Origin of the sequence: Caballeronia sp. S22, from assembly GCF_964261745.1 — a bacterium.
Lineage (GTDB): Bacteria > Pseudomonadota > Gammaproteobacteria > Burkholderiales > Burkholderiaceae > Caballeronia > Caballeronia jiangsuensis.
Genome location: NZ_OZ180035.1, coordinates 1729046 through 1755224 on the forward strand (window position 1 = coordinate 1729046; position 26179 = coordinate 1755224).

Annotated in this window: 27 protein-coding genes; 3 read left to right on the forward strand and 24 right to left on the reverse strand. The window is 62.6% G+C overall.

Going from position 1 to position 26179, the window contains the following annotated elements:
- Window positions 1–82: 82 nt before the first annotated feature.
- From ACEN42_RS08080 to mltG, 7 genes are all read right to left on the reverse strand, one after another.
- On the reverse strand, window positions 83–1306 hold the full coding sequence (locus ACEN42_RS08080) for a mechanosensitive ion channel family protein (protein WP_371879661.1): 1224 nt from the start codon (window positions 1304–1306) through the stop codon (window positions 83–85).
- A gap of 135 nt (window positions 1307–1441) precedes the next feature.
- Window positions 1442–1798: a Rap1a/Tai family immunity protein gene (locus ACEN42_RS08085; protein WP_008349679.1), complete on the reverse strand. Its 357-nt coding sequence runs from the start codon at window positions 1796–1798 to the stop codon at window positions 1442–1444.
- Window positions 1799–1904: 106 nt separating this feature from the next.
- Window positions 1905–2684 carry an ankyrin repeat domain-containing protein gene (locus ACEN42_RS08090; RefSeq protein WP_250483590.1) on the reverse strand — a complete coding sequence of 260 codons (780 nt, stop codon included), beginning with the start codon at window positions 2682–2684 and terminating at the stop codon, window positions 1905–1907.
- A 55-nt stretch (window positions 2685–2739) separates the two neighbouring features.
- On the reverse strand, window positions 2740–3525 hold the full coding sequence (locus tag ACEN42_RS08095) for a TatD family hydrolase (protein ID WP_250483589.1): 786 nt from the start codon (window positions 3523–3525) through the stop codon (window positions 2740–2742).
- 61 nt (window positions 3526–3586) lie between these two features.
- The gene (locus tag ACEN42_RS08100) at window positions 3587–4627 is read right to left on the reverse strand and encodes a DNA polymerase III subunit delta' (protein ID WP_371879662.1); all 1041 of its coding nucleotides are present in this window, start codon (window positions 4625–4627) and stop codon (window positions 3587–3589) included.
- A gap of 20 nt (window positions 4628–4647) precedes the next feature.
- On the reverse strand, window positions 4648–5268 hold the full coding sequence (gene tmk, locus ACEN42_RS08105; protein ID WP_371879663.1) for a dTMP kinase: 621 nt from the start codon (window positions 5266–5268) through the stop codon (window positions 4648–4650).
- A complete protein-coding gene (gene mltG, locus ACEN42_RS08110; protein ID WP_371879664.1) occupies window positions 5269–6279 on the reverse strand; it encodes an endolytic transglycosylase MltG in 1011 nt (336 codons plus the stop codon). It lies immediately after the preceding gene.
- A gap of 104 nt (window positions 6280–6383) precedes the next feature.
- Between mltG and ACEN42_RS08115 the strand changes: the two genes are divergently transcribed.
- Both ACEN42_RS08115 and ACEN42_RS08120 read left to right on the forward strand, forming a co-directional pair.
- Complete coding sequence (locus ACEN42_RS08115; protein ID WP_187604760.1) at window positions 6384–7382, forward strand: folate-binding protein YgfZ; 999 nt, start codon at window positions 6384–6386, stop codon at window positions 7380–7382.
- Window positions 7383–7394: 12 nt separating this feature from the next.
- A complete protein-coding gene (locus ACEN42_RS08120) occupies window positions 7395–8213 on the forward strand; it encodes an NRDE family protein (RefSeq protein ID WP_371879665.1) in 819 nt (272 codons plus the stop codon).
- Here ACEN42_RS08120 and ACEN42_RS08125 read toward each other — a convergent pair whose 3' ends face one another.
- The 16 genes from ACEN42_RS08125 to ACEN42_RS08200 all read right to left on the reverse strand — a co-directional run bounded on the left by ACEN42_RS08125 (window position 8214) and on the right by ACEN42_RS08200 (window position 23430).
- Window positions 8214–8450: a hypothetical protein gene (locus ACEN42_RS08125; protein WP_371879666.1), complete on the reverse strand. Its 237-nt coding sequence runs from the start codon at window positions 8448–8450 to the stop codon at window positions 8214–8216.
- A gap of 4 nt (window positions 8451–8454) precedes the next feature.
- The gene (locus ACEN42_RS08130) at window positions 8455–8964 is read right to left on the reverse strand and encodes a tlde1 domain-containing protein (protein ID WP_371879667.1); all 510 of its coding nucleotides are present in this window, start codon (window positions 8962–8964) and stop codon (window positions 8455–8457) included.
- 80 nt (window positions 8965–9044) lie between these two features.
- Window positions 9045–10001 carry an alpha/beta hydrolase gene (locus ACEN42_RS08135; RefSeq protein ID WP_371881091.1) on the reverse strand — a complete coding sequence of 319 codons (957 nt, stop codon included), beginning with the start codon at window positions 9999–10001 and terminating at the stop codon, window positions 9045–9047.
- Window positions 10002–10047: 46 nt separating this feature from the next.
- Complete coding sequence (locus ACEN42_RS08140) at window positions 10048–10908, reverse strand: SDR family oxidoreductase (protein WP_371879668.1); 861 nt, start codon at window positions 10906–10908, stop codon at window positions 10048–10050.
- A gap of 16 nt (window positions 10909–10924) precedes the next feature.
- Window positions 10925–11929 carry an NADP-dependent oxidoreductase gene (locus ACEN42_RS08145; protein WP_238215689.1) on the reverse strand — a complete coding sequence of 335 codons (1005 nt, stop codon included), beginning with the start codon at window positions 11927–11929 and terminating at the stop codon, window positions 10925–10927.
- Window positions 11930–11957: 28 nt separating this feature from the next.
- A complete protein-coding gene (locus ACEN42_RS08150; RefSeq protein WP_187604764.1) occupies window positions 11958–12434 on the reverse strand; it encodes a PaaI family thioesterase in 477 nt (158 codons plus the stop codon).
- Window positions 12435–12439: 5 nt separating this feature from the next.
- The gene (locus ACEN42_RS08155) at window positions 12440–12742 is read right to left on the reverse strand and encodes a Dabb family protein (protein ID WP_371879669.1); all 303 of its coding nucleotides are present in this window, start codon (window positions 12740–12742) and stop codon (window positions 12440–12442) included.
- A gap of 70 nt (window positions 12743–12812) precedes the next feature.
- Window positions 12813–13991: an acetyl-CoA C-acyltransferase gene (locus ACEN42_RS08160; protein ID WP_187604765.1), complete on the reverse strand. Its 1179-nt coding sequence runs from the start codon at window positions 13989–13991 to the stop codon at window positions 12813–12815.
- A gap of 15 nt (window positions 13992–14006) precedes the next feature.
- Window positions 14007–14633 (reverse strand): bifunctional nicotinamidase/pyrazinamidase, encoded by a 627-nt coding sequence (gene pncA, locus ACEN42_RS08165; RefSeq protein WP_371881092.1) that lies wholly within the window; start codon window positions 14631–14633, stop codon window positions 14007–14009.
- 1 nt (window position 14634) lies between these two features.
- Window positions 14635–16719, reverse strand: a complete 2085-nt coding sequence (locus tag ACEN42_RS08170) for a 3-hydroxyacyl-CoA dehydrogenase NAD-binding domain-containing protein (RefSeq protein WP_371879670.1) — start codon at window positions 16717–16719, stop codon at window positions 14635–14637.
- A gap of 279 nt (window positions 16720–16998) precedes the next feature.
- Window positions 16999–17493, reverse strand: coding sequence for a hypothetical protein (locus ACEN42_RS08175; protein WP_371879671.1), 495 nt, complete (start codon window positions 17491–17493; stop codon window positions 16999–17001).
- A 76-nt stretch (window positions 17494–17569) separates the two neighbouring features.
- The gene (locus ACEN42_RS08180; protein ID WP_187604769.1) at window positions 17570–18442 is read right to left on the reverse strand and encodes a phosphonopyruvate hydrolase; all 873 of its coding nucleotides are present in this window, start codon (window positions 18440–18442) and stop codon (window positions 17570–17572) included.
- 51 nt (window positions 18443–18493) lie between these two features.
- Complete coding sequence (locus ACEN42_RS08185) at window positions 18494–19711, reverse strand: pyridoxal phosphate-dependent aminotransferase (protein ID WP_371879672.1); 1218 nt, start codon at window positions 19709–19711, stop codon at window positions 18494–18496.
- Entirely contained in the window at window positions 19708–21363 is a 1656-nt protein-coding gene (locus ACEN42_RS08190) for an ABC transporter permease (protein ID WP_371879673.1), read from the reverse strand. Before ACEN42_RS08190 ends, ACEN42_RS08185 begins: the two co-directional genes overlap by 4 nt.
- Window positions 21357–22427 (reverse strand): ABC transporter ATP-binding protein, encoded by a 1071-nt coding sequence (locus ACEN42_RS08195; protein WP_371879674.1) that lies wholly within the window; start codon window positions 22425–22427, stop codon window positions 21357–21359. The genes ACEN42_RS08190 and ACEN42_RS08195 overlap by 7 nt, the downstream gene beginning before the upstream one ends.
- 19 nt (window positions 22428–22446) lie before the next feature.
- Window positions 22447–23430 carry an ABC transporter substrate-binding protein gene (locus ACEN42_RS08200; RefSeq protein WP_238215673.1) on the reverse strand — a complete coding sequence of 328 codons (984 nt, stop codon included), beginning with the start codon at window positions 23428–23430 and terminating at the stop codon, window positions 22447–22449.
- 118 nt (window positions 23431–23548) lie between these two features.
- On the opposite strand from ACEN42_RS08200, the gene ACEN42_RS08205 reads away from it, so the two are divergent.
- Complete coding sequence (locus tag ACEN42_RS08205; protein WP_371879675.1) at window positions 23549–24439, forward strand: LysR family transcriptional regulator; 891 nt, start codon at window positions 23549–23551, stop codon at window positions 24437–24439.
- Window positions 24440–24499: 60 nt separating this feature from the next.
- Here the strand turns inward: ACEN42_RS08205 and ACEN42_RS08210 are convergent, their stop codons facing one another.
- Window positions 24500–26146: a 3-(methylthio)propionyl-CoA ligase gene (locus ACEN42_RS08210; RefSeq protein ID WP_371879676.1), complete on the reverse strand. Its 1647-nt coding sequence runs from the start codon at window positions 26144–26146 to the stop codon at window positions 24500–24502.
- Between the last annotated feature and the right edge of the window lie 33 nt (window positions 26147–26179).

Sequence of the window (26179 nt, forward strand, 5' to 3'; positions counted from 1 at the left end):
CTTTTCCTCTTCGAACTTTTCTTTTTAGAATAAACCCGAAATTTTCGACTGGAAAATCCCGCGCGGGTTTCCGTCGATGCCCTCAGTTCTTCCCGGTCGATGCCGCCGCATGCGCTCGTGGATCCGGCCCGCCCGGCTCGCCGCGGCTCGCGACCGGATCGGCGGGTGTGTTCGCCGTGCTGGCGGCATGCGTCGCGCCCTCGCGTTCGAGCGGCGGCGCGAAATCGACATGACGATCCTTATCCGTCGACAAATCCGCGCGCGCACGCGGCAGATACTGCGGATACGCGGCCTGCACGAAGTTCACGAGCCCTTCGCGCACGCGGCAGCGCAAATCCCAGTTGAGCGCCGAATCGAACGAACTGACGAGCACGCGAAGCTGCATCGCGCGGTCGGTGGCGTCGGTGACCTGCAGCACCTGCACGCGGCCGTCCCATTCCGGCGCGTGCGCGAGAATGCGCTCCAGTTCCTCTCGCAGCGGCGCGATCGGCATGCGGTAATCGACGTACAAAAACACCGTGCCGATGATCTGCGAGCTGTTGCGCGTCCAGTTCGTGAACGGATTCTCGATGAACCACTGCAACGGCACGATGAGGCGTCGCTGGTCCCAGATTCGAATCGATACATACGTGCCGGTAATTTCCTCGACGCGTCCCCACTCGCCCTGAATCACGACGACATCGTCGAGGCGAATCGGCTGCGACAGCGCGATCTGCAATCCGGCGATCAGATTGCCGAGCACCGGCCGCGCCGCGATACCGGCGACGAGCCCCGCGACGCCCGCCGATGCCAAAAGGCTCGCGCCGATCTGCCGCACGCTCGGAAACGCCATCAGCGCCGCGCCGAAACCGATGATCACGATCACCACCATCACCGAACGCGCGAGCACGCGCGCCTGGGTGTGGATGCGGCGCGCGTTGAGGTTGTCGTCGGTGTCGAGCGGATGCGCCTGCACAATCGCCTCGCCTACCGCGCCCGCAGAGCGCATCGCGAGAAACGTGAGCGCGCCGATCAGCGCGACGGTTTCGATATCGCGCAGCACGCCGATGAACGGCAGCGTATCGGGCGCCTCGAATATCACGAAGCCGATTCCGAGGATGATGAGGAGGACGAGCGCGGGCTTGTCGACGTAGCGCAGGACGACGCTCATCAGCGGATACGGCCGCGCGATGCGCACGAGAATCCGCGCGCCGATGCGATGCACGCCGATCGCGAATACCACCGCGATGGCGGCCACGACGAGCGCGCCCGGCCAGGTGCCGAGCGGCCGTTCTGCGAGATTCAGGAAGTGATCGAGTGGGAGCATGAGCGTCGCGAAGATCAGCTTCGTGAAAGTGGAGGCGGCGATGTGGATACGCCGGCCGCATCGCACGGATGCGGATCGCCGCGCAATGCAGCGCGACGCCAGGACGCCCGATGGCGCCCCGGCGTCAAAAGACGATCAGCGCTCCGCCTTGCAGGGGAACGCCTTGCCGAGGCCGAGCGAGACCATCGTGGTCGCGTTGAAATCGGCCTTGTCGGGATTATTGGCGATGTACTTGCGCACCGCGTCCGTGAGTTGCTGCGGCTTCACGTCCGCCGGCAGACAGAAATACTGGCCGACCTGCGGCCCGGAGGTTCCGCCGATCGCCTCGATCGTGTTGTAGATGCCGTCCGCCGCGCCTTCGATATAGGCCGCGCAGGCAGTCCGCGAATTGGGATCCGTTTTGGTGCAGAGCTTGTTCAGATCGTTGCCGGTAAACGCAAACGCGCAGACGGGCGTCGCGAGAGCACAGGCGAGGACGAATTCCCGCAGCATGGTCTTCCTTTTATGTTGAGCGGCGGCTTGAATGGGGCAACGGGTTCGGGGCGATGCGCGGTCGCGCCTGACCGCGCGTGCCCCGGAGCTTGACTGTCGCGCTGCGCTATTTTGCACCGTTTGAGCCGCTTTGCGGAGCGCCGCCGCTCTGTGGCATCGAATCCAGACGCGCCTGCAGGCCTTCCGCGACGTCCTTCTCGTTGTACTTGCGGGCGAAGTCCACCGCCGTCATGCCGAGCTGATTCTTCACACGCAGATCCGCGCCTTCGTCGAGCAGCAGCTTGCAGGTCGAAAGATGACCGCCGCGCGCGGCCATCATGAGCGGCGTCGTGCCGTTGGGCGAACCGGCGTCGATATAGGCCGAATGATCGACCAGGATCTTCACGATATCGTCATGGCCATTGGTTGCCGCGTAGTGCAACGGCGTCCAGCCCTTCTTGTTCACTTCGGCGTCCTTTGCGATCAGAAGATTCACGAAGGTCGCGTCGCCGTTGAGCGCGGCGAGCATCATCGCGTTTTCGCCGGCGGGGTCGAGTTTCTCCAGATCGGTCTTCGAATTGTCGGCGAGCAACTGGCCGACCTTGTCGGACTTCTCGCGTGCGGCGATCACGATGATCGGCGTGCCCGTGTTGTCGACCGTATTCGGGTCCGCGCCCTGTGCGAGCTGTTTCTTGACTGCGGAGACGTCGTCGAACTTGACCGCCTTGATGAGCGAGTCCACGGATGCGGCCCAGACCGGCTGCGCGATCGCGCATGCGGCCAGCAGCGCGCCCGCGACGAGGCCGCGCACGGCCGCGCCCGCTCGTGCATTGCGGACATCGCGGGCACGGGAAACGTTTGGCACGCTCGCCACGGACAGGGTGGAAACCATCGGGGAATTGTTCATAGTGACCTTCGGATTGCCTTGAAACAGGTTTTTTTCGCGCGCGGGCCGGCTGCCCTCAGACTGGCCGCGCGATCTTGAAGAGCCGGAAGAAGTTCTCGGTGGTCGCCTCTGCGACGGCCTCTTCCGGCTGCTCGCGCAACTGCGCGATGAAACGTCCGACATAACTCACGTACGCAGGTTCGTTCGGCTTGCCGCGATACGGCACCGGCGCGAGATACGGCGAATCGGTTTCGATCAGCAAACGCTCGATCGGCACGCGCCGCGCAACGTCCTGCACGTCTTTCGCGTTCTTGAACGTGACGATGCCCGAGATCGAAATATGGAAGTTCTGCGCGAGCGCCCGTTCCGCGATCTCCCACGGCTCCGTGAAGCAATGCATCACGCCGCCCGGCACGCCCGCGCGCTCTTCCTCCATGATGCGCAGCGTGTCGTCCGACGACGAGCGCGTATGAATGATGAGCGCCTTGCCCGTCTTGTGCGCGGCCCGGATGTGCGTGCGAAAGCGTTCGCGCTGCCATTCCATGTCGGCGATGCTGCGCCCTTCCAGCCGATAGTAGTCGAGCCCGGTCTCGCCGATCGCGCAAACCTTCGGATGCGCGGCCAGTTCGACGAGTTCCGCGACGCTCGGCTCCTTCGCATCCTCGTGATCCGGATGCACGCCGACGGATGCGTACACGTTCTCGTGCTTTTCGGCGATGTCGAGCACCGAAGGCAGCGTTTCCAGATCGACCGACACGCACAGCGCGTGGGTCACGGCGTGCGCGCGCATCTTGTCGAGAACGTCGGGCAGACGGTCGGCGAGTCCTTCGAAGTTGATGTGGCAGTGTGAATCGACGAACATCCGGTGCTCCTTAATACATGTGCTGCTGCGCGTGGGGCGCAAGTCGCGGTCAGGCCGTATGTCAGGCCGTATAAATGCCGCGATAGCCGATGAACAGTTCCTCGAACACGAGGCGCGCATTGAGCGGGTGATTTTCCACCGCGCGCTGCCGCGTGACGGTCTTCATGTAGCGTGCGAGCGCGGCGGGGTCGGCGCTCTGGGCGCAACGGGCGAGTGCCTTCGCCGCGCCGGGAAAATAGCGCGGCCGGCCCGCCGTGCGCTCGGCAAGCAGATCGTAGAGCCAGCGTTGCAGCCAGCCGAGCACGAGCGGCACCGGCAGCTTCTGCAGGTTTTCTCCGCAGGCGAAGGCGTCGCAATTCGGTCCGGCGGCGAGTTGCGCGAGCGTGAAGTCACGCAGGGCGCGGTTCTCGTCGTTCGCCAGCGCAAGCGCAGCAAGCGGCGCGCCGCCTGCCTGCGCGAGCAGTCCCGCCGGATCGTCGACGCCCTGCGACGCGAGCCACGCGCTCGCTTCGTTCGACGGCGGCACGCTCATCGGCCACTGGCGGCATCGGCTGATGATGGTGGGCAGCAGACGGTCGACGCGCGCCGACACCAGCAAAAACACGACGCCCGATGGCGGCTCTTCGAGCGTTTTGAGCAACGCATTCGCCGCCGCGACGTTGAGCGCTTCCGCCGGATACAGCACGACGACACGCAGGCCGCCCCGATGCGAGCCGACGCCGCAGAAGTCCAGCAGCGCGCGCACCTGCTCGATCTTGATTTCCTTGCTGGGCGTGCGGGTCTTCTTGCCTTCGTCGCCATCGGCTTTGTCGGCGGATGCGTCGGCGGCGTCGGCGCTGCCGGCCGCGAGGCCCGCGAGCGCTTCAGGCAGCACCGCGCGGTAATCGGGATGATTGCCCTGGGAAAACCACAGACATGCCCGGCAAGTCCCGCACGGCTCGCCATTCGGCGCGGCCATCTCGCACAGCAGTCCCTGCGCGAGATGCTGCGCGAACTGAAGCTTGCCGATGCCCGCCTCGCCATGCAGTAAAAGCGCATGCGGCCAGTGCGCGCGCAGTTGCGGGAGACGCTGCCAGTCGTCGGTTTGCCAAGGGTAGATCATCGATATGTTTCTATGTTAAATCAGAGGCTTGCGACTACTTCTTCAAGCTTTTCACGAATGTCTTCGATAGACCGCGTCGAATCGACGATGAAGAACCGCTGCGGCGATTCCTCCGCGCGGCGCAGATACTCGTTGCGCGTGCGCTCGAAAAACGCCTCCGACTCGCTCTCGAACTTGTCCGGCGCGCGGGCCGCCGAGCGGCGCTCGCTGGCGGTATCGGTCGGTACGTCGAAAAGCACGGTCAGATCGGGCTGGAAACCGCCCTGCACCCAGCGCTCCAGCGCCTCCAGCTTGTCGCGCGGCAGGCCGCGCCCGCCGCCCTGATACGCGAAAGTCGCGTCGGTGAAACGGTCCGACAATACCCAGTCGCCGCGCGAAAGCGCCGGTTCGATCACCTGCGCGAGATGCTCGCGGCGCGCGGCGAACATCAGCAGCGCTTCGGTTTCGAGGTCCATCGGCTGATTCAGCAGGATGCCGCGCAGCGTTTCACCGAGCGGCGTGCCGCCCGGTTCGCGCGTCATCGCGACCTGATGCCCGCCCGACGCCAGTTTCTCTTCGAGGCGCTGGCGGAACCAGTCCAGATGCGTGGTCTTGCCCGCGCCGTCGATGCCTTCGAACGTGATGAACTTGCCGCGCGCCATTCATTGACCCCGGATGTATTTGTCGACGGCCTTGTTGTGGTCGCCCAGATTGTCGGAAAAGATGCTGCTGCCGTCGCCGCGCGACACGAAATACAGCGCGTTGCTCGCGGCGGGGTTGAGCGTGGCGTTCAATGCGGCCACGCCGGGCAGCGCGATCGGAGTCGGCGGCAGGCCCATGCGCGTGTAGGTATTGTACGGAGTGTCCGTCTGCAGGTCTTTTTTCCTGAGCTTTCCGCCGTAAGCCGGTCCGAGGCCGTAGATGACGGTCGGGTCGGTCTGCAGCGGCATGCCGATACGCAGCCGGTTCGCGAACACCGCCGCGACGAGCGGACGATCCGACGCGCGCCCTGTCTCCTTTTCGACGATCGACGCCATGATGAGCGCGTCGTACGGCGTCTTGTAAGGCAGATTCTGCGCGCGCGTGTTCCACGCTTCGGTGAGGCGGGCCTGCATCAGCCGATACGCGCGCTTGTAGACGGCGAGATCGCTCGTGCCCTTGTCGAAGAGATAGGTGTCCGGGAAGAACAGTCCTTCGGCCGATGCCTTGTCGACTTCGGCCGCGCCGATCGCCCGCAGCAGGTCGGTGTCGGTCATGCCTGCCGTGTCGTGCGTGAGCGCGGGATTGCCGTCGAGCTCGCCGCGCATTTTTTGCAGCGTCCAGCCTTCGATGACGGTCGCGACGTATTCGTTCACGTCGCCGCGCGCGATCTTCTCCAGCACTTCGTAAGGCGTGACGCCGCTCTTGAAAGCGTAGTTGCCGGACTTCAGTTGCGCGGACAGGCCGAGCACGCGCGTCATCAGCACGAACAGCTCGGGTTCGACGGGCACGCCGCCGCGGTTCAACTGGGCGCTCACGCTGCGCAGGCTGCTGTGGGGCTTGATGGTGACGTCGAGTTCGGGCGTCGACAGGGTCATCGGCCGGTTGGCCCACCAGTACATGCCGCCTGCGACGGCCGCCGCGAGCATCGCGACGAACACCGCCGCCACGACGCATTTCTTGAAAAAGGACATGCGAAACACGCTTGAGATAAGACCAATATAATAACTTGCCGCCTGCGTCAGAGCCGCTTTCTGCGGCTTGCGCCCAAACGATAGGATTGACAGCCCGCCCGCTCATGAATTCCCAGACCATCGCCCTCGCCGCTTCAGACTTCGAATCCGTCAAGACCGCCGGCGCGTATATGCCGCTCACCCAGTTCGGCGTGATCGACGTCAAGGGCGAGGACGCCGCCTCGTTCCTGCACAACCAGGTCACGAACGATGTCCAGCATTTAGATGCGTCCACCGCGCGGCTCGCGGGCTATTGCTCGCCGAAGGGCCGCCTGCTCGGTTCGTTCCTGATGTGGCGCACGGCCGACGTGGTGCGCCTCTTGATCGCGCACGACGTGCAGGCCGCCGTGCAGAAGCGCCTGTCGATGTTCGTGCTGCGCTCGAAGGCGAAGCTCACCGACGCGACTTCGGAAGTGGCGGCAGTCGGCTTCGCGGGCGACGTGCGTGCGGCGCTCTCCGGCATCTTCGACGCATTGCCCGACGGCGTGCACGTGAAGGTCGAAGGCCCGCACGGCGCGCTGATCCGCGTGCCGGATGCGGCGCATCGTCCGCGCTTTCTGTGGGTCGGACCGAAAGCCGATGTCGAGGCGCACATCGCGAAGCTCGACGAAAAACTGAAGCGCGTGCCCGAGCAAATGTGGGACTGGCTCGATATCCACGCCGGCGAGCCGCGCATCACGCACGCGACGGTCGAGCAGTTCGTTCCGCAAATGGTGAACTTCGACGTGCTCGGCGCGGTGAACTTCAAAAAAGGCTGCTATCCGGGACAGGAGATCGTCGCGCGCAGCCAGTATCGCGGCACGATCAAGCGGCGCACGGCGCTCGCACACGTCGATACCGGCGCCGATTCCGTCCTGCCCGGCGCTGAGCTCTTTCATTCCGATGATCCCGGCCAGCCGTGCGGACTCGTCGTCAACGTGGCGCCCGGCGAGCACGGCGGCGTGGATTGTCTCGTGGAAATCAAGCTCGCCGCGCTCGAAAGCGGCTCGGTGCACGTCGGCGCCGCCGATGGCCCCGCGCTCGGCTTCGTGCCGCTGCCCTACGCTTTTCCCGCCGACGCCTGAGGTCGCGCGCGCATGTGTCTGATCGTCTTCGACTGGCAGCCCGCGGCTTCCGAGGAAAGCGGCCGCGCATTGTTGACGCTCTCGGCCAACCGCGACGAATTCCTGCGCCGCGACGCCGAGCCGATGCACTGGTGGAACGACGCGCTCGGCGTACTCGCGGGCCGCGATCTGACGGGCGGCGGAACGTGGCTCGGCGTCTCGCGCGATGGCCGTTTCGCGGCGCTCACCAACTATCGCGCGCCGGGCGACATGAAGCCGAACGCGCCGACGCGCGGCACGCTCGTAAGCAATTTTCTCGCGGGCGAACGGGAAGCGCCCCTGGATTACTTACAGAACGTGGCGCGGGAAGGTCATCGATATAACGGCTTCAACCTGCTGTGCGGAGACTTCACGCGGCGCGAGCTCGGCTGGTACGGCAATCGCGCCGATGCGCCGCCCGCGTTGCTCGACGCAGGCGTGCACGGCTTGTCCAACAGTCTGTTGAACACGCCCTGGCCGAAGCTCGTCGCGCAACGCGAAGCGCTGTGCGATCTGATTCACGCCGATGAACGTCCGTCGCTCGATGTGCTCATCGACACATTGCGCGATCCGCGTATCGCGAACGACGAGCATCTGCCATCGACGGGAATCTCGATCGAGCGGGAGCGCGTGCTGTCGGCGGCGTTCATCGAAACGCCCGATTACGCGACGCGCAGCACGACGGCGTTGCGGGTGAAGCCGTTTGCGCGGGGACTGTCGCTGGAAATCAAGGAGCGTAGCGATGATGACGGTTCGCATCGCATCGTGCGGCCGGGGGCTTTCGAGCGGGCGTTTGCGTTCGAGATTACGTGATCAGCGAGTACGTCGAGCCACATATACGACCGCGGCGATGAGCAGGACAGTCACGGCATCGATCGCTGCGAGCGCAGGTAGCGGATCGGTCCACTTGTCCATGTTCATCGTGCGTGCGTAGTACGGCGGACCGTCGCCATAGGCTTCGTTGAGATTGAGCACGTTGAATGCGCCCACGAGAAACACGGTGACGAGCAAGCCCCAATAGAGCAAAGCGCGAAATCTTCCTTTGGTCATTGCTTTAGTATCGAACCGTCAACGGTACATAGCAGTCTTGCGAGTCCTTCGTTGCGGCTTCCAGCTCACGAACGAAATCCTCCATTCGCGAATGAAGGTTGACGCAACCAGCGCTGCCCGCGTGCGTTCCACCATGGATGAAGAAACCGCCGCGCCCATAGGTTTCTGTGCCGGGAAAGACGTGTATCGTGATTCGATGATCGCCCCATGCGGAGCGAGAGGCCAGGTTGTACCAGTGGTTCGACCACATTTCCGAGGGTTTGATCCAATACCGTCCGGGAGGAATGGGACCGTCGCTGCGCATGCCGAATCGCCCTGAAGAATAATCAAACTTGCCTCCGTTCGGACGGCCCGACACCGCCGGATAAGACCCGCCGCGCGGTCCATGCATGATCAGCGTATCGCCGTCAAAGCGCAGCGAAATGTTTTCGGACCTGGAACAGGAAGGGCCGCGCGGAATACCGTGTTCTGCTGCGTATCGATCTGACATGTTTTCAACTTCGTTTTGCGTCAAACCGATCCTAACACTTCGGAATCCGGATTAATTCGCCCGAACGGAAATTCGGATTTTATCCATTTGCTTACCGGTCGCTATCAAGCGTCGAACGCCGCCCGCAACACCCTCACCGCTTCCGCATGCGCCTCGGCAACTTCTGGCACGAATCCGCCCATCTTGAAGAACTCGTGGATCATGCCTTCATACCGCACGAGCGTGACCGCCACGCCCGCCTTTTCAAGCGTGGCGGCAAATGCGATGTCCTCGTCATAGAGCGGATCGTGATCCGCCGCCGCGATCCACGCCGGCGCAACGCCTTTTAAGTCCGGCACGCCGCCCGCCGCATCGAGCGGTGCGAAGCGCCAGTCGTCGCGGTCACGATCGTCGCGCAGATATTGCGCAAAGAACCACTGGATCGTTTCGCCGGAAAGCAGATAGCCATCGGCGAGCCGCGCGTGCGACGCGCTCTTCTGCCACGCGCTCGTGCCCGGATAGATCAACAACTGCAGCCGCAAATCGATGCCCGCATCGCGCGCGAGCACCGCGCACACGATCGCGAGCGTGCCGCCGGCGCTGTCGCCGCCGATCGCGAGCCGCGCCGGATCGATGCCGAGCGTCGGCGCTTCTCGAACGAGCCATTGCAGCGCGTCGAACGCATCGTTCACCGCGACGGGAAACTTGTGCTCGGGCGCGAGACGGTAATCGACCGATACGACCGCGCAGCCCGCGTCGTGCGCGAGCTTGCGGCATAGCGCGTCATGCGTCGATATGCTGCCGACCGTAAAGCCGCCGCCGTGCAGATACATGAGCGCCGCGACAGGCTCGGCCCAGCCCGGCTCGACCGGATGATAGATGCGCACGCCGATCGTTTCGCCATCGCGCACGGGAATGCGCAGGTCCTCGACGCTGAACATCGGCAGCGGCGCGATGTCGAGAATTTGCGCGCTCATCGCGTACGCGGCGCGCGCCTGTTGCGGCGTGAGCGTGTGATACGGCGGTCGATTCGCGCGCGCGACCATCTCCAGGATTTGCGCGATCTTCGGATTGAGCGGCATCGGCGAAGTGAATGTCAAAGGGACACGATGATGCCACGCCACGCCGTCAGCGCGGCCGTTTCAGCGACATCGGATCGGTTGGATTGCGCAGTTGCGCGATGTCGTCGAGCCGCAGTTGCACCGACGCCATGATGTTCGGATGCGTGATGACATAGAAGCGCCCTTCGCGCACCGCATCGAACGCCAAAAGGGCGACGTCGCGCGCGGTGAGCTTGCCGCCTTCCACCGCCCGCGTGAGTTGCCGGGCCGCGAGCTTCTGCGACGCCGTATAAGGCGCCTCGTTGGCGAGCGCCTCGGGCCGCGAACGTTCGGCGTCGGCAATGCCGGTCGGCACGAACGCGGGACACAGCAGCGACACGCCGATCAGCGACGCACCCGCGAGCCGCAAGTCGTGATGTAGCGTCTCGGTCAGCGCGACGACCGCATGCTTCGATGCGTTGTAGACGCCCATCGCGGGCGCGGCGAGCAGGCCCGCCACCGACGCCGTGTTGACGATATGCGCCGGCTCGTTCTGTTCGAGCATGACCGGCACGAACGCGCGCAGTCCGTTCGCGACGCCCATCACGTTCACGCCGAAGACCCATTGCCAGTCGTTCGCGCTGTTCTCCCACACGAAGCCGCCCGCGCCGACGCCCGCGTTGTTGAAGAGCAGATGCACGCCGCCGTACGTTTCGAGCGATGCGCGCGCGAGCGCTTCGACCTGAGCTGCGTCCGACACGTCCGTCGTGACGCCGATCGCATCGCCGCCCTCCGCGCGCACCGCTTCGACGGTCGCGGCGAGCGCGGCGGTGTCGAGATCGGCGAGCACGAGCTTCATGCCTAGCGACGCGCCCAGCTTCGCGAACTCGCGCCCGAATCCGCTACCCGCGCCGGTGATGACGGCGACCTTGCCTTCGAATCGATCCACGTGCGTTCCTTCGCGGCTAGACGAGCTTCACGAGTTGCTTGCCGAAGTTCTTTCCGCGCAGGAGGCCGAGAAACGCCTCGGGCGCATTCTCCAGCCCTTGCGCGATGCTCTCGCGAAAATGCAGTTTCTTCGTCGCGACGCGCTCGGCGAGTTCCTTGAGCGCCTGCGGCCAGATATCCAGATGTTCGTAGACGATGAAGCCCTGGAGCTTGAGCCGCTGCGTCAGGATGAGTCGGGGCGCGTCCATCGGCAAAGGCTTGCCGTCGTAACCGGAGATCATTCCGCACACGGCGACGCGTCCGAACGCATTCATGCGCGCGAGCACGGCATTGAGCGTGGCGCCGCCGACGTTCTCGAAGTAGCCATCGACGCCGTTGGGTGTCGCGGCCTTCAGATCCTCGTAGAGCTTGCCCGCCTTGTAATCGACGCAGGCATCGAAGCCGAGCGTCTCGACGACATAGCGGCACTTGTCCGGTCCGCCCGCGATGCCGACCGCGCGGCATCCGGCCGCCTTCGCCAGTTGCCCGACGACGCTGCCCACCGCGCCGCTCGCCGCCGACACGACGACCGTCTCGCCGGCCTTCGGCTCGATGATGCGATTGAGCCCGTACCACGCGGTGACGCCCGGCATGCCGACCGCGCCGAGATACGCGGACAGCGGCACGCGCGACGCATCGACCTTGTTCAGGCCGCGGCCATCGGACGTACCGAACTCCTGCCAGCCGAGCACGCCGACGACGCTATCGCCCACCGCGAACGCCGGATTGCGCGATTCGCTCACGACGCCCACGGTGCCGCCGATCATCACCTCGTTGAGCGGCTGCGGCGCGGCGTACGATTTCGCTTCGTCCATGCGGCCGCGCATGTACGGATCGAGCGACAGATAGTGATTGCGCACGCGCACTTCGCCGTCTTGCAGCGGCGCGAGCGGCGTTTCGACCAGTTTGAAGTTCGACACCGACGCCTCGCCTTGCGGGCGCGACACGAGCAGGATCTGGCGGTTGATGTGTGTCTCAGCCATGCGGATTCTCCTTCGCGGATTGTTTGGATCAGGCGTCGCTCGGACCGGGCGTCGCCTTCGGATCGGAACGCATCTTCTGCCTGACGATGTCGCGCCCGACCGCGAGCCGCTTCATGTATTTGAACGTGCCGAGCGCCTTCGCGACGAAGTGGCCTTCGCTGTCGCGGATCTCGCCTTCGCAATAGGCCATCGTCGTCGAACGATGCAGCACGCGGCCATAGCCGCGCAACTCGCCGCGGCCCGGCTGCATGAAGTTGACTTTCATCTCGACGGTGACGACGCCTATTCCATCGCCCGCGACGCTGCGCGCGGCGAGCGCAAGCGCTGCGTCGAGAAGCGTCATCGTGACGCCGCCGTGCGCGATGCCCCACGTGTTCATGTGCGCTTCCTGAAGCGGCATGCGCACTTCGCTCTCGCCGTCGGCGGCCTTGACGAGCTGCACGCCGAGCGCGTCGATGAACGGGCTTTCGATCGAAACGTTGCTTGATGAATCTGAAGAAGACATCGCGCTCACACTTCGTAATCGACGCACTGCCGGTCTTCGCGGATCGCCGCGACGAAGTCCTTCAGCGCCTGATGCTTCGGATGAACCTGATAGGCTTCGAGCGCGGCGTGGTCGTCGAAGTCGGAGACCAGCACGACGTCGTACGTGCACGCGAAACCAGGCTGCGCGGTGCCGACTTCGAAATGTCCCTGCCCCTTGACGATGCTGCGGCAGGTCTCGAGCTTCGCCTTCAGCTTTTCGGCGTTCTCGGCGCGGCTCGCGCCCTCGGCGTTTTCCTTCAGCTTCCACATGACGATGTGACGTACCACGGCGACTCCTGTTGTCGAACGAGAACTGAAGCGTAGCAAAAATCGCCGTGCGGCGAGAAACGCGCAACCGTCACACGATTTCGAACAGCCCCGCAGCCCCTTGCCCACCGCCGATGCACATCGTGACCACGACGAACTTCGCGCCGCGCCGCTTGCCTTCGATGAGCGCATGGCCCGTCAGGCGCGCGCCCGAAACGCCGTACGGATGCCCGACCGCGATCGCGCCGCCGTTCACGTTCAGTCGCTCATCGGGGATGCCCAGCGTGTCGCGGCAATAGAGCACCTGCACGGCGAAGGCTTCGTTCAATTCCCACAGGCCGATATCGTCGACGGACAAGCCCGCGCGCTTCAAAAGCTTCGGCACGGCGAACACCGGACCGATGCCCATCTCGTCCGGCTCGCAGCCCGCGACCGCGAAGCCGCGGAAGATGCCGAGCGGCTGAAGTCCCTCTTTCTCGGCGAGCGTCGCGTTCATCACGACGCACGCCGATGCGCCGTCGGAAAACTGGCTCGCGTTGCCCGCCGTGACGACCCCGCCGGGCAGCGCGGTCCGAATCTTCGACACGCCTTCGAGCGTCGTGTCGGCGCGGATGCCTTCGTCGGCGGCGAGCGTCACTTCCTTCGTGAACATGCGGCCCGTCGCCTTGTCGGCGATGCCGGCGAGCACGGTGATCGGCACGATTTCATCGTCGAACCTGCCCGCGGCCTGAGCCGCCGCCGCGCGCTGCTGCGAGCGCACGCCGTATTCGTCCTGCCGCGCTTTCGAGATCTCGTAGCGCTTCGCGACGGTCTCGGCGGTCTGCAGCATCGACCAGTAGATCTCCGGCTTGTTCTGGTTCAGCCAGCCATCGGTGAGCATGTGGCGGTTCATCTCGTTCTGCACGCACGAGATCGATTCGACGCCGCCCGCGACATACACATCGCCCTCGCCCGCGATCACGCGTTGCGCGGCGAGCGCGATCGTCTGCAAGCCCGACGAGCAGAATCGATTCACCGTCATGCCGGCCACGGAAACGGGCAAACCCGCGCGCAATGCGATCTGCCGCGCGATGTTCATGCCCGTCGCGCCTTCGGGATTCGCGCAGCCCATGATGACGTCCTCGACGCGCGCCGGATCGATGCCCGCGCGTTCGACGACGGCCTTCGTCACGTGCCCGCCGAGCGTCGCGCCGTGGGTCATGTTGAGCGCGCCGCGCCACGATTTGGCGAGCGCGGTGCGCGCCGTCGATACGATGACTGCATCGGTCATGTTGTCTCCCTTGCTTTAATTGAGTATGTCTGCTGAGTCCACGCGCCGAACGCCGGCGTCGCGCATGTCCTGCCACGCGCGCTCGAGCGAGCCGTCGAGATCGATCGCGCGGCACGCGTCCTCGATCACGGTCACGTCGAAGCCCGCCGCGCGCGCATCGAGCGCGGACCACGCGACGCAATAGTCGGTCGCGAGTCCCGCGAGCCAGACGTGCTTCGCGCCGACGTTGCGCAGATAGCCTTCGAGGCCGGTCGGTGTGACGCGATCCCCTTCGATGAACGCCGAGTAGCTGTCGACCTGCTCGTGATGTCCCTTGCGGATCACGAGCCGGGCATGCGGCACATGCAGATCGCGATGCAGCGCCGCGCCCTCGGTGTCCTGCACGCAATGAACCGGCCACAGCACCTGTTCGCCGTACGGCAGCGTCATCGTCTCGAACGGCTTTCGGCCCGCGTGATTCGCCGCGAACGACACATGCGGGCGCGGATGCCAGTCCTGCGTCAGCACGACGTGCGAGAACGCGCGCGCAAGCCGGTTGACGATGGGCACGACTTCATCGCCGCGCGCGACGGCAAGCGCGCCGCCCGGCATGAAGTCGTACTGCACATCCACGACGAGCAACACGTCTTCGACGGGTTTCATCTCAGTCATTGAAGCGTCCATTCGATTGCGCGAGCCGGGTCACGAGCGCGGCGGGTTGCCACGCTTCGCCGTTGGCCTGCTTCGCGTACTTGCGCATCGCGCGCTCCACGTTGTAGAGGCCGATGGTGTCCGCATAGAGCATCGGGCCGCCGCGCCAGAGCGGAAAGCCGTAGCCCGTCAGATAGACCATGTCGATATCCGACGCCTTGCTGGCGATGCCTTCCGCGAGAATCTTCGCGCCTTCGTTCACGAGCGCGAGCACGAGGCGCTCGACGATCTCTTCGTCGCCGATCTTGCGCCGCCCGACGCCGCGCTCGTTCGAATACGCGACGATCATGTCGTTGACGAGTTTCGACGGCGCCGCGTCGCGCCTGCCCGGCTGATAGTCGTACCAGCCCGCGCCGGTTTTCTGCCCGAAGCGGCCCGTCTCGCACAGGCGATCCGCGACGCGCGAATAGTGCAGATCAGGCTGCTCCCGATAGCGGCGCTTTCTGATCGCCCAGCCGATGTCGTTGCCCGCGAGATCGCTCATGCGGAACGGGCCCATCGCGAAGCCGAATTTTTCGATCGCGCGATCGATCTGCGCGGGCAGCGCACCTTCCTCCAGCATGAAAAGCGCTTGCCGGATGTACTGCTCGATCATCCGGTTGCCGATGAAGCCGTCGCACACGCCCGACACCACCGCCGTCTTCTTGATCTTCTTCGCGAGCTGCATGACGGTGGCGAGCACGTCCTTGTCCGTCTTCTCGCCGCGCACGACTTCGAGCAGCTTCATCACGTTCGCGGGGCTGAAGAAGTGCATGCCGATGACATCGCCGGGACGCTTCGTGAACGCGGCGATCCGGTTCAGATCGAGCGTCGAGGTGTTCGATGCGAGGATCGCGCCGGGCTTCGCGATTTCATCGAGCTGGCGGAACACCTGCTCCTTCACGCCCAGTTCCTCGAACACGGCTTCGATGATCAGATCCGCGTTCGCCAGATCGGAGAACGACAGCGTCGGCTGAATCAGCGCCATGCGCGCTTCGACCTTCTCCTGCGTGAGCTTGCCCTTTTTGACCTGGGCTTCGTAGTTGCGTCGGATCGTGGCGAGCCCGCGATCGATCGCCTCCTGCTTCGTTTCGAGCAGCACGACGGGCAAGCCCGCGTTGAGGAAGTTCATCGCGATGCCGCCGCCCATCGTGCCCGCGCCGATCACGCCGATTTGCGCGATGGTCCTGGCGGGCGTATTCGACGGCACATCGGCGATCTTGGCGGCCGCGCGCTCGCCGAAAAACGCATGCCGCAGCGCGCGGCTCTCGGGTGTCTGCACGAGCGCGAGAAAACATTCGCGTTCGAATGCGAGGCCACGCTCGAAACCTTCCTTCACGCCTTTTTCTACCGCGTCGATGCACTTGTGCGGTGCCGGGAATTGTTTAGCGACCGCCGCGACGCCGTTCCTCGCGAACTGGATGAAACCTTCGGCGTTCAGGTGCTCGATCTCGCGGTCGCGCACTTTCGGATGCGGACCGCCCCAATCCGCCGCCTTGCTCGCGAACGACAGCGCGCGGGTCAGCAGATCGCCTTCGACGAGTTCGTCGAAAAGCGCGGTCTGCGCGAGCGTTTCCGACGGCACCGGCGCACCCGAAACGATCATGTTCAATGCCGTTTCCAGCCCGACCACGCGCGGCAGGCGCTGCGTGCCGCCCGCGCCGGGCAGCAGGCCGAGCTTCACTTCCGGCAGCGCGATCTGCGCGCCGGGCGCGGCGATGCGGTAGTGCGCGCCGAGCGCGAGTTCGAGACCGCCGCCCATCGCGACCGCGTGGATCGCTGCGACCACCGGCTTCGCGCTCTCTTCCAGCGCCTTGATCACGGTCATGAGCGTGGGCTCTTGCGTGGCTTTCGGCGTATTGAATTCGGTGATGTCCGCGCCGCCCGAAAATGCCTTGCCCGCGCCGATGATGACGATGGCGCGCACGTCGTCGTCATCGTTGGCGCGTTCGATGCCTTCTACGATGCCCGCGCGCGTCGAATGCCCGAGCCCGTTGACCGGCGGGTTATCGAGGGTAATGACCGCGATGCCGCCGCGGTTCGTGTAGTCCACTGCCATGAGCGTCTCCTGTCGACCGGATATCAGATTAATTGTGGGCGATGGGTGCAGAATACACAAAAAAGCACGACCGTTCAATTAATATGATTGCCTAGTGTCATGCAGACGCCGAATACGACGAAGCCCCGGCTCCGCGCGAGCGGACCGGAGCTTCGACGAGCGCGACTGCGCTAGACCGAGTTTTTCGTCGCGTCTCCACTGTATGCGACATGATCGGCCCCCTTCAGCGCCCAGGACATCCGATGGGCTTCCGGGTGAGCAGCGAAGAGCTTGCCGAACTTATAGCCCATAGCTCTCACGCAAGATTTCACCGACGCGCCGCGCTATGGCTTCACGCTCATCGCCGTTGAGTGGATTGCGGTTGCATGCCCATTGTTTCTTCTTCGCGAAGTCCGGAAACTTCGGAGCCTCGCCCCATTTCCAGTCATCACTGAGCGCGTTCCGGCTTCTGCCGAAAATGTGATGATGCACTCTGCGATACTCCGCTACGTTCTTGGGTCCCGCAGGGTCTGCGCTGTCGTTCAGCGACCAATTTCCCGCTTCCCAGTAATTCACGCACCCGCCGTCGAGTTGAGGCAAGACCTGGAGCATCGCGCGGCCGGTCGCTGCGACAAGGCATGACCAATGATACAAATCGAGCGGGGCGAGTTCGCTTCGCTCCCAGACCGATTGAGACGGGTAGACAATGAGGTGGCCACCATCCGCGCGATCACAGAGCGTGGTGGTTGGACTCGTGACCCGGCCACCGTGAAACGAAAAAACGTCGATCGCCATTCTGTTCCTCGCAATAGATGAATCGCGCGCCTACCGTGGTTTTGCCGGCAATCCGGCGCGCGCTTGCCAACCGTGTTCAGCGAAGGAATTTCGCTTCGATATCGCCCATGTGCGCGTCGCCCTGAAGACTAATGATTTCCTGGACGGACGGTAACGTTTTATCGACTTCGCGAATTCCTTCCTCTCGCCGTATCTTTGCAAAGACGGTTTGCATCGCTCCCACAGCTGCACGGATCGCATGATTTCCGTAGATGACGATACCGACCTTGCGAAGTGCCTTGATATCTGATTCAGTCAGTTCAGGATATGCAGTCGGAACAAGTACCAGTGGCACGCGGCCGTTCCACGCATTGATGAAGGCGAGTACTTCGTCGGGTGTCTTCTGCTTCGAGTGGATCAGGATTGCATCGGCGCCAGCTTCTTCGTATGCGGCGGCGCGGCGCAGCGCTTCGTCCTGCCCTTGCCCCGCGATCAGCGCTTCGGTGCGCGCAATGATCACGAAGTCAGGATCATGTCGTCCCGCCACAGCGGCTGCGACCTTTCCCTGAAACTCCTCGATGCGGACGAGTTCTTGCCGCCCTTCCGCGCGCAAACTCGTATCCTTGGGAAATGTCTTGTCCTCCATCACGATCGCCGACGCCCCGGCCGCTTCGTACTGAGGTACGACGTATCGGACGTTGACGGCATTGCCGAAACCGGTATCGATGTCGGCAATAAGAGGAATCGAGGTAACCGAAGCGATGGCGCGCATCATCTCCAGATGTGTGCCGAACGAAAGAATGTTCGCATCGGGGACCGCATAGCTCGCCGCAAGCTCGAAGCCGCTACCCCATATACCATCGAAACCAGCCTGCTCGGCCAGCTTGGCAGACAATGGATTATGTGCCGCCATCGCCGTGAAAAGCCTGCCTTGGTTAAGTGTTTCACGCAGGAATTCATTCTTTGTCATTTAGGTATCCTATGGTAACTTCAAGGTTGTCGGGAGCTTTGACGGCGTGACTTAACGCAGCGCGGAACAGGCTCGGGCGATGCGGCTCATTGCTTCGCGCAACTCGGCGTCGGACGCAGCATACGAGATGCGAAAGTGGCCCGGCAGTTCAAAGGCCGTGCCGGGTACAACCGCAACGCCGGCTGTCCGAAGGATGTACATCGCAAGATCGATATCGGTCGCGATCAGATTTGCAGATTCATCACGGGTGCCGAGCAGACCGACACAACCAGGAAAAGCGTAGAAGGCGCCGGGCGGAAGATCGCATGTCAGGCCTTTGATCCCACGCAAAGTATCGACGACGTTGTCACGGCGCTTGCGAAACTGTTCGACAAAACCGTCTAGGAAGTCCATCGGACCATCCAGCGCGGCAATCGATGCCGCCTGACTGATCGAACTGGTATGAGACGTGGATTGCGACTGAACGAGATTCATCGCCTTGATGAGCTCGGTAGGTCCTGCTCCGAACCCTACCCGCCAGCCAGTCATCGCGTATGCCTTGGACACTCCGTTGATTGTCAGCGTGCGAGAAGCCAATTCGGGGGTCACGGCGGCCGGCGTGGCGAAGGCCGAATCGTCGTAACGGATTTTTTCGTAGATGTCGTCGGCCATCACCCAAACGTTCGGATGTCGCAGAAGCACCTCTCCTAACGCGGAGAGTTCTTCGGCGCTATAGACTGCACCGCTTGGATTCGACGGAGAATTCAGCATCAGCCATTTCGTGCGCGGCGTGATCGACTCTTCGAGTTGCGCTGGCGTGATTTTGAAGCCGCTGGCGGCGCCACAGCGGACAATGATTGGACGACCCCCGGCAAGCAGCACCATCTCCGGGTAGGACACCCACGCGGGAGTCGGAATAACGACTTCGTCGCCGGGATTGATCGTGGCCTGAAGCGCGTTATACAGCAATTGCTTGGCACCGCACCCTACCTGGATCTGCTCCGGTCGATAGTCGAGCCCGTTGTCGCGCTGGAATTTGCGTACCACGACCTCGCGAAGTTCGAGCGTACCGGCGACATCCGTATAACGCGATTCATTGCGATCGATCGCAAGTTTGGCAGCCTCGCGAACGTGCTCTGGCGTCGGGAAATCCGGTTCGCCCTGACTGAGCGCGATTACGTCCGCGCCTTCGCGTTTCAACTGATTCGCAAGGCGGGTCATTTCCTTGGTGGCGGAGGGTTTGGCGCCGAGGACCCGATTTGCCAGAAGTGTCGTTTCGATTGCGGTCATTCGATCGTTCCTATTTTGAGGCGAAGTTTCCATTTGGCCACCGCAAGCGGCACAAAGATGGAGAGCAGAAGCAAGAGGCTGTACGCGCAGGCGAGCGCCAGACGGTCACTGTCGACCTGCTGGAAGATTTCGATCGGCATCGTGCTCATACCGCCGAAATACAGCACGATCGTCGCCGACAGTTCGGACAATGTCGTGACCCACATCAGAACGGCGGCAGCCGCGACCGATGGGCCAATGACAGGCAGAACGACTTTGAAGAAGCTCTTGATCGGGCTAACCCCAAGACTCATCGACGCTTCCTCGATCGAGTCCTTCAGGTTATGAAGTGGGCCGATTGCAGCGCGCACGCTCGTCGGCACTTTTCGCAAGAAGTAGGCGAGCGCCATGATGACCCAGCTTCCAGTCAGGACAAGCCAGCCGCTGCCAAAGGTATTCGTCAAGGCGATCCCCATAACCGTACCGGCGACGGTCAGAGGAAGCGTGACGAGGACGTCCAGCGTATGCGAGAGCGCCGAACGCCGCTTCACGATGAGATAGGCGGCGGCAATTGAGAAACATGTCCCGGCGACGGTGGCGATCGTTGCAAGGAATAGCGAGCGATAGAGCGGCTCTGGCGCTTGAAACAAAACATGCGTCAAGTTGTCCAGCGTGAAGCTGCCATACCTCAGTACTGGACCGATCGACGGCGTGAACGCAGTCACAACGACAACGAGCGCCGGTAGCAGCGACATGACGACTACCAGCGACACACTGGACGTCGCTGCCACGGCGTGCCAACCCGATATCCTGGAGGATGCCGGTGTCCGCCCGGATTCCATCTGAAACTGTCGTCGCTCGACTACGATTTTTTGAAACAGCAGAGCGCCGGCTCCCAACGACACGAGCAACGACGCCATCGTGGTCTGCATCTGCGCACTGCCGCCCATTTCGCTGACAAACTCGTTGTATGCCTTCACTGCGAGAACAGGCGTCCGCGCGCCGATGATGGCCGGAACACCAAAGCTGCCGATGACGTGCGTAAAGACAATCATTGCACCGGCGAATACCGAGGGCAGCAGCATCGGCAAGGTGACACCCGACAGCACTCGGCTCATCGGCCGACCAAGGCTAAGCGCAGCTTCTTCCAGATTGCGATCCATCGACTTCAGTCCGACGAAGACCGCTACAAACGCATAGACGTAGTTGTTTAGGGTCATCACAAATACGAGACCCCACCACGAATACAATGACGGCACCTGGAGTCCTGTCGGCGTTAGCACCATATTCACCACCCCTTGCTTGCCCAGGATCAATACCCAGGCCGCGGCCACCACGACATCGGGCACCACGAGCGTGATGAATGGCAGCGCGGAAACCAGTCCCGCCAGAGGGAATGCGCAACGCGCAACAACGATTGCGAGTCCTCCGCCGATCAGCATCGAAGAGACGGTTACGGCACCCCCTAGGATCAGTGTGTTGAATAGCGCTTCGCGATACCCACGCTCAGAAAAAAAACGCACATAACCGCTGAAGTCAGCAGCGCCACTAGAGTCGATCAGAGACTTGCCGAGCATCGTGCCTAACGGCCATAGCAAAAACGCGCACAACAAGGCAATTGAGAGAACGGCTAGCGCGAGCCATACGGGATCGCGCCGGAGGCTGCCTAACATAGCGTTCCCTCCACGATATGCGAAGAGTGCGGCACTCTCAACACAACAGGTTCTCCCCTCGATCGAAGCCGCGTACCCTGTGAAGCGGAGGCATCGACGCGGATCGGTCCGATACTCGTCTGGACGGAGTACCCAACCGTGTGACCGCGATATTCGACCTGAACGATTGATCCGGCTATTTCCCCGTCCTTTACGGGCGAAGCGTCAGCGATGGAAATATCCGCTCCACGGACCGCCAGCGAAGCGCCGTCTGGAACATGCGCATCGCTTCTTGTGAGCAGAATGCCTGCTGGCGTTTCCATCCGTCGCAGACCATCGCTGCGGGCGGCCAACTCCTGAATGATCGGGATAACGTTGGCGCCGCCCACAAAGTCGGCCGCGAATGCGGTGCGAGGGCGTGTGTAAATTCCCAGTGGTGATCCGATCTGCACGATCTCGCCGCGATTCATGACAGCGATCTGATCCGACACGGCGAGCGCTTCCTCCTGGTCGTGAGTCACGAACACTGTCGTTATCCCCGCTTCGATCTGCAAGGTGCGAATCATCGAACGCAGTTCAACGCGCAGTTTTACGTCGAGCGCTGACAGTGGTTCGTCGAGCAGCAATACTTTTGGTTCGATGACAAGAGCGCGAGCCATCGCCACCCGTTGCCGTTGGCCACCGGACAGTGCGGCCGGAGCGCGATCGAGAAAGGCGCCAAGTCCAACGCGCTCGAGCATCGAAGCCGATCGCTCAAACGCTTCCTGCCTCGCCATACCGCGGGCCAGCAGCCCGTATGAGACATTCGCCATCACCGACCGATCCGGGAAAAGTGCGTAGTCCTGAAACACGATGCCCACGCCCCGTCGGTGCACCGGAATTGACGTGACGTTCTCGTTGCCGAAAAGAACACGTCCACGGTCGGGCCGTACAAATCCGGCAAGCATTCGCAGCAAGGTGGTCTTGCCGCAGCCCGATGGGCCGAGCAGCGTGAAAAACTGGCCGCTCGGAATGACCAGGTCGAGTGAACGAAACAGCATCTGTCGTCCGTAGCTCTGATCGATTTTTTCAAATGAAACCTGCATATCGGTTCCTCGTCGCCCGTTACTTGGAGGCCACAATCTGGCGCCACTGCGAGAGGAATTCCGCGCGCGCTGCTTCCATCTGACTGGCGTCGAGCGCGATAACCTTGATATTGTCGAGCGCCGGAAGCGCAGACATCTTGCTCACGTCGATATCGGTCCGCAGCGGCCGCCGGAACGCGCTTTTGAAGATCTCTGTCTGAACCGGCTTCGACGCGAGGAAATCGAAAAGTTTTCGAGCTTCCGATGGGTGTTTTCCACCGCGGATGAGCGCCATGCCTTCCGGTGAAAGGAAAGTGCCTTCAGCGGGATAGACCAGTTTCACGCTGTCGAGTTGACCGGCAACATACTGGTACGCGGCGTATTCCATAGTCACCGCTATAGCAAACTCTCCATTGGCGACACCCTGGTACGCGGCCGATGTCGTGCCGACGATGACTGCGTTGCGAATGATCTGCGCGTATACGCCAGGCGAAACCAACTTACTCAGCCCATAAAGGGCGACATACGAGGCGCTGCTGAATTGCGGATCGGGGATAACAATTTTCCCTTTCCATTTTGGGTCTGCAAGGTCGTTCCAGCCTTTCGGTGCTTGCCCGCCCGGCGCCTGGCGAAGATTGGCCATGAGCACAGACACGTGCGTATTGGTTCCAAGCCACAGACCTTGCTTGCTTCGATACTGCGCTGGAACCGCGCTCTCCTCCGGGGAGTTATAGGGCTGGAACTGATCCTGAAAAGCGCTGATCGTCGAGATTCCTCCCGACCAAAAGATATCGCCAAGCGGGTTAGCCGCTTCGGCTTTGATCCGCTGCATCAGCGCTCCTGTCCCGGCACGAACAACCGAAACTTTGATGGCGGGATTCTGCTTTTCAAATTGCTCGACAACCTTGGCGACTGTTTCAACGTCGTTAGATGAATACAGCACGACATCAGCTGCCTGTGCCGGATGCTGCAACAAAGGCCCTATCATGATTGAAATGCATGCTAATTGAACCCGCTTCAACATTGTTATCCCCTTGGCACGATGGCGTGGTGCAGCTTTAAAACCTGGTTACGATGGAAAAAAGATATCATCGTAAAAATGACGGTTATATGATCCACTCCTGCTAGCATGAGTTTTTGTTATGGTGCCGAAATCGACGCTGCCCTTGACTGCGATACGTGTTTTCGTAACGGTCGGCAGGCATGGGAATTTCACGCGCGCGGCGGAAGCGTTGGGCATCACGCAGAGTGCCGTCAGTCGTCACATTGCAACGCTTGAGGCGCTGGTGAGATGTTCGCTGTTCGAGCGTCGGGGCCCCCAGTTGACGCTGACACCCTCAGGCGCTCAGTTTCACGACGCGGTTAAAGATGCGGTCTCGACGATTGAACTCGCTACCTTGCAGCTCATGCAGGGTCAGCAGGAGCATGACCGAATCACCGTAAGAACGTCTATGCCAAGCTTTGCAATGACGGTTGTGATTCCCGCGTTGGGCGCTTTCACGATCAGTCATCCCGTGCAGATCGACCTTGTCACGTCTCTCTCACCGCCTCAGCCACGCGAGCAGTTCGACGTCTTGATAACGAGAGATCTCAGCCTTCCGGACACGGAGAGTTGGGAACTCATCCAGGAAGAACTCGTTTGCGTTTGTTCGCCGTCCATGCAGTCAGCGCATCGTTCAAAGGCGCTGTATCGGTGGCCGCTGATAGCATCGCGGTCGCGACCGGACACCATTGCCGTCTGGGCATTGGCCAAGAACATCCCGGTCGAATCGCTCCAGGTCCACGCTGTGTACGATCACCTGTTTCTCGCCGTGGCTGCTGCAATCGGTGGCAACGGCCTTCTGATCGTGCCGCGTATTGTCGTGCAGGACCATTTGCAGACAGGGACACTGATTTTGGCCGATCAGGAAATAGTGGCGTCGGGGGCCATGTACGTGGCGTACGTCAATTCGCGGAGCCGACATGTGCAGATGGCACGGGTATTTTGTCGGTGGCTGAAAGGGATGCTGCGAGAGCGCAGTCAGAGCGCCTGATTGGCGCCCTTACCGCGCATTCACCCGAATTCAGCGAAGCTTCAAACGTACCGACGTGACTTAGGCGGACGCCGGCAGAACGTGATCGCGATACTGCTCGCGCAGACGCAGCTTCTGCAGCTTGCCGGTCGCGGTGTGCGGCAAAGACTCGGCGAACACGACATCGTCCGGAATCCACCACTTCACGACCTTGCCCTCGAAATGCGCGAGCAGTTCCTCGCGCGTGACGGTAGCGTCAGGCTTGAGCACCGCCACGATCAACGGCCGCTCCGTCCATTTCGGATGCGAACACGCGATGCACGCGGCCTCCGCCACCTGCGGATGCGACACCGCGATATTTTCCAGTTCGATCGAGCTGATCCATTCGCCGCCGGACTTGATGACGTCCTTGCTGCGATCGGTGATCTGCATGAAGCCGTCCGGATCGATGGTCGCGACATCGCCCGTCGGGAACCAGCCGTCGACGAGCGGCGAGTCGTCGCGACGGAAATAGCGGTCGATGACCCACGGCCCGCGCACATACAGATCGCCGAAGGACTTTCCGTCCCAAGGCAGCTCGGCACCGTCGTCGCCGACGACTTTCATATCGACGCCGAAGAGCGTGTGCCCCTGCTTCTCGAGCGAGCGGCGCTGCTCTTCGAGCGGACGCTGCTTCTGCCTGAAGTTCAGGCGGGCCAACGTGCCGAGCGGCGACATCTCCGTCATGCCCCACGCGTGGATCACCTGCACGCCGTACTCTTCCTCGAAGATGCGCAGCATCGCGGGCGGACACGCGGAGCCGCCGATCACCGTGCGCTTCAACGTCGAAAACCGCACGTTCTGCTGCTTCATGTAGGTGAGCAAGGCCATCCAGACAGTCGGCACGCCCGCGGAATACGTGACGCCTTCCGCCTCCATCAGCTCGTAGAGCGATTTGCCGTCGAGGTCCTTGCCGGGGAACACGAGTTTCGCGCCGACGAGCGGCCCCGCATGCGGAATGCCCCACGCGTTGACATGGAACATGGGCACGACAGGCAGAATCGCATCGCTCGACGACGCGCCCATCGCATCGGGCAGCGACGCTCCGTAGGCGTGCAGCACCGTCGATCGATGCGAGTACAGCGCGCCCTTCGGATTGCCGGTCGTGCCCGACGTGTAGCAGAGAAACGAGGCCTGGCGCTCGTCGAGCATCGGCCATTCGTAGTCGCCGTCATGCTCGCCGATGAGGCTCTCGTAGCTCATCACCGGCACGCTCATGTCCGACAGATGCTCGCGGATGCATGCGGCATCGCCGAGCGCGATCCAGCCTTTCACGTTCGGACACTGCGGCGCGATGAGTTCGACGAGCGGGCCGAAGGTCATGTCGAAGCAGACATAGGAATCGTCGGCGTGATCGATGATGAACGCGATCTGGTCGGGAAAGAGACGCGGATTGATCGTGTGGCAAACGGCGCCCATGCCGCTCACGCCGTAATAGCACTCCAGATGTCTGTAGCCGTTCCATGCAAGCGTGCCGATGCGCTCGCCCTGCTCGACGCCGAGCGCGCTCAGCGCCTGCGCAAGCTGCTTCGCGCGCTTCTCGCAATCGCGGTACGTGTAGCGGTGGATGTCGCCTTCGATGCGGCGCGACACGATCTCGTTATCGCCGAAGTGGCGCGAGGCATGGGACAGCAGGGACGACGCGAGCAGCGGTACTTCCATCATCTGGCCGTAGAGCGGCGACGTCATAGGCGGGGTCCTCGAATCTGTCGGATGCTGATC